Genomic DNA, 3,225 nt, shown 5'->3' with positions numbered 1-3,225 from the left:
TGCCTACTTGCTTCCATATAAAATTTCTTTCACGACTGGGGTGTATTCATTATTGTCATCATAGACAATCAGCGGTTCAAGTATTTTTAGATCAGGGCTGCCATCCTTAATTGCTTCGATCAGCAATGTATTGGCTTCTTTCCCAGCCTTTGGATAGACAAATTGAATCCGCTTAGGCTCCAGGCGATATTTTCTCATCAGTTCGATGATATCGATCAGCCGGCCCGGACGATGCACAAAGGCAACCTTGCCTCCTTGCTTCACAAGCTGGCTTGATGATTTAATCGCATCCTCCAGCGTGCAGAGAATTTCATGACGCGCTATAGCGAGATGTTCATTTTCATTTATTTTTTCCCTTGAAGGCGTCGGAAAATAAGGAGGATTGCATGTTACCACATCATATTTTTCGAATCCAAGCTGTTTTGGCGCTTCCTTAATATCTCCATGGACCATTTGAAGACGACCCTCAAGCTGGTTGTATTCAATGCTGCGGACAGCCATATCGTATAAACGCTCCTGGATTTCTACCCCTGTGATCGTCCCCTTTGTCCTCGCGCTTAAAAACAGAGGAATCACACCATTCCCGCTGCAAAGGTCAACAATCTTCCCTCTTTGGATCGGTACCCATACGAACCTTGCGAGCAGTACAGCATCCAGGGAAAATGAAAACACACTCGGGCTCTGGATGATCCTTAAATCCTCTGCCAGTAAATAGTCCAGTCTTTCATCTTCTTTTAGGTTAAGCATATCGATTTGTTCCTCCAATAATAAAACCTTATAAAAATAGCCTTCCCAATGTAGGAAGGCTGCCAATTATTTTTTATTAAGAAATGATAAACAAAACAAGCAATCCTCTTTGCGCGGGCTGCCAAAATGCAAATTGCAAATGTGGAAACCTTCCTGATAAAGCCGGGCCAGGTTATCGTAGCCTTCGCCAACATCGACAACATGCTTATCGGCCTGAACGGTATTGCTGTTTTCTTTATTGTCCTTCTTAATGTTTGGATCTTTTTTACCAATGGCTTGATCCAGACGGCGTCTTATATGCTCATTTTCCAGCTTTAACGAGTTATTCTCTTCCAGAATCTCTGCTAAATGCTGTTTTAACTCACCAAGCTGACGGTATAAATCACCGATTTGCGCTTCCATATTACTTACTGAGTCAAAGATATCTTTTTTATCCACCTGTTCCACCTCATTAATCTGTGGATGATTGCAACGATACAGCTCCTGCTTCCTGTATTTCCTCCAGCGTAAATTCCAGCACGCGTTCCTGGCCGGCGACATCAACCTGCATCACACGCTCCAAAATATTCAGCCCTACCACTTTTCCTGGTCCATTCGGTGTCACGATCATTTCACCAAGGTCAGGCAGCTGTTCTTTCGCTGTTTCATATTCATCATTCTCATATTTCAAACAGCACATCAGCCTGCCGCAAAGTCCGGAAATCTTAGTAGGATTAAGCGAGAGGTTTTGATCCTTGGCCATCTTGATTGAAACTGGATCAAAGTCTCCCAGGAACGTAGAACAACAAAGCATTCTGCCACAAGGGCCGATACCGCCAAGCATTTTCGCTTCATCCCTGACACCTATCTGGCGAAGCTCGATCCTTGTCCTGAAAATGGAAGCCAAATCCTTAACCAATTCCCGGAAATCGACTCGGCCGTCAGCCGTGAAGTAAAAAATGACTTTATTGCGGTCAAATGTATATTCAACATCAACAAGCTTCATATCCAGCTGATGTTCATTCACTTTATCACTGCAAACATCGTATGCTTCCTTTGCAGCCGTTTTGTTTTCCTCGACAATTAGACGATCCTTTTGATCTGCAATTCTGACTACCTTTTTCAGAGGCAGGACTACATCCTTTTCGCCAACTTGTTTCCGGGGAGTAACCACTCTTCCGTACTCTACACCCCTGACAGTTTCGACAATGACGAATTCGTCCTTTTGAATTGAGAGATCGCCGGGATCAAAATAATAAATCTTCCCCGCTTTCTTGAAGCGGACACCTACTACATCATACAAGTGTAGATCCCTCCTGCAATTTTAACACCAGCTCTTCCATAAGCAGCTGGGGATTCATATTGGCATGCAGCTTCCTCTTCGCCTCCAGAATGGCTGCCATTTGTTCGGTAAGACGCCGTCCGGATGTCTGTAGTGCAAACTGTTCTAAACGTGAACTTTCGTTTAGATAAACAACCTGGTCCTTCTTGCCAAGCTGAATGTATAATAAATCCTTAAAAATAAGAAGTAATAAATCCAAACCTCGATCAATCTGTTCTTTCTCTTTGAAGTGGCTAAACCAGTTTTCCTGAAGCGTGACCATTGCTTCAAGGGAATTCTTTTTTAGCACTTCATATAATTTTAACACTATTTTTTGTGCTTGTGCAAACCAATCATTATGACTAATTTCCAAAGCTTCTTCCAAATTGTTCGTCAGCTGCGCCAATAGCGGTGCACTCTGAGGATTAACCCCGTTTGCTACCAGCTGTTCTGCCATATTTTTAGGAGATAGCGGTGTAAAATTGATCAGCTGACATCTGGATAAAATTGTCGGAAGCATCTGCTGTGCCTGCTCGGTAATCAAGACCGCAACCGTACCCGCATGCGGCTCCTCCAGAAATTTCAATAAACTGTTCGCTGCATTTGTCGTCATTTTATCTGCATGGACAATCATGTACAGCTTATTTTTGGATTCCACACCCGTTTTTGAAAACTCCTCTTGAAGCTCCTGGATCTGGCCTTTTTTAATAGACAGCCCATCAGGTTCGACAAGATGGATATCAGGGTGGTTGCCGCTATTGATCCTCTTGCAATTCACACAGCTTTCACAGGGTTTATAGCCTTCAATCGGAGCATGACAATTGATGCTTTTGGCCAGGAGGATACTAATCTCTTTTTTGCCAGTGCCCCTCATACCTTCAAATAAATACGCATGGGCTATTCGATTTTTCAGGATGCTGTTTTTCATCATTTTTAAAACATTCGGCTGCAGTCTCTCCAGCTCGTCCCACGTTTTTGCCAATGCGATCACTCTCTTACGTATATATATTGATTAACAGGCCTTTGATTTCTCCAATCTTACCGAGAATATCGATCTGTTTATCTTTTTTATCCATCAACTCTTCAGTAAGATCGACGAGTTTTTCATCAATCGTATCGACAAGCTTTAACGATCGTCCTTCGCCATACTGATTCCAGCTATGCGAATGCTTAAGCTC

At 43.0% G+C, this 3,225-nt stretch carries 5 protein-coding genes; all 5 read right to left on the bottom strand.

The genetic code is table 11. The features are described from left to right. Positions 1-3: 3 nt before the first annotated feature. Positions 4-747, bottom strand: coding sequence for a tRNA1(Val) (adenine(37)-N6)-methyltransferase (locus WB217_RS10560; RefSeq protein ID WP_423993191.1), 744 nt, complete (start codon positions 745-747; stop codon positions 4-6). Between the two features lie 66 nt (positions 748-813). Further along, on the bottom strand, positions 814-1,185 hold the full coding sequence (gene yabA, locus WB217_RS10555; protein ID WP_423993190.1) for a DNA replication initiation control protein YabA: 372 nt from the start codon (positions 1,183-1,185) through the stop codon (positions 814-816). A 13-nt stretch (positions 1,186-1,198) separates the two neighbouring features. Further along, positions 1,199-2,029, bottom strand: a complete 831-nt coding sequence (locus WB217_RS10550; RefSeq protein ID WP_423993189.1) for a PSP1 domain-containing protein — start codon at positions 2,027-2,029, stop codon at positions 1,199-1,201. Further along, a complete protein-coding gene (gene holB, locus WB217_RS10545; protein WP_423993188.1) occupies positions 2,022-3,029 on the bottom strand; it encodes a DNA polymerase III subunit delta' in 1,008 nt (335 codons plus the stop codon). Before holB ends, WB217_RS10550 begins: the two co-directional genes overlap by 8 nt. A gap of 13 nt (positions 3,030-3,042) precedes the next feature. Then, positions 3,043-3,225, bottom strand: a 183-nt coding sequence (locus tag WB217_RS10540) for a DUF327 family protein (protein WP_423993187.1), incomplete at its 5' end; no start/stop codon positions are given.

This window comes from Mesobacillus sp. (assembly GCF_049588175.1).
Classification (GTDB): domain Bacteria; phylum Bacillota; class Bacilli; order Bacillales; family Cytobacillaceae; genus Mesobacillus.
Note: the sequence above shows the minus strand (reverse complement) of the source record. Positions and strands in the feature narration are given on the sequence as shown.